The sequence below is a fragment of the Tamlana crocina genome, assembly GCF_012037625.1.
The window spans coordinates 1-634 of record NZ_JAAVJS010000082.1 but is presented as its reverse complement, the minus strand read 5'-3'; the positions used below and the strand labels follow the sequence as shown (position 1 = coordinate 634).

Sequence of the window (634 nt, the reverse complement as noted above, 5' to 3'; positions counted from 1 at the left end):
AGTTGGTCATACAGACAAAAGAGTTTCTCCACACTATACTACCATGTATACTGAAAATAATAAATACACCTATGCCGACTTGTTTTTTTACTTAACAATTTTGCACAACGATTTAAATGATGCAATTGCTATGGATAAACAAGCACTTAAAAAGCGAAGAAATGCGCTGTTTAAACAAATTCCTTTAGAGGTAGTTAGTAAAAAAACACTTTTGTTAGATGAAGTTTTAATTACCAAAGCCTTAAATGAAGAAATAAATAATCTATATGACTATGATTATAAAATTGTCAGTAAAGAGGAGATTGATGAAGCTATAACAAACAGGCAAGCTAATACCTTTGTTATGAAGAAAGTAGTTTCTGCGCCGAGACCATTAAGAAGGTCTTCGGCAGGAGGTGTGATTGATGGCTCTAGACACGATAACGGTATGCTAAAAACGTATCAAGATAATATAACAGGTACAACGTTAAACGCCATTTATTTTAATAGTTTCTTTGATACCGAAACTGGAAAAATTTTATTTTTCGGAAGGCCAAGCTTTAAAGACAAAAAAATAGATGTCAAAGATTTTAAAACCATAAAAAAAGCAATAAAATAAGTTTCACTAAAAATTGTAATGATTGTATGGTAAACC

The 634-nt window shown here is 30.9% G+C and carries 1 protein-coding gene; it reads left to right on the top strand.

Features of this window, described 5'->3' with window-relative positions; translation table 11 throughout:
- Window positions 1-598: hypothetical protein (locus HC176_RS15715; protein WP_167919932.1), on the top strand; the 598-nt coding region annotated here is incomplete at its 5' end.
- Window positions 599-634: the final 36 nt, after the last annotated feature.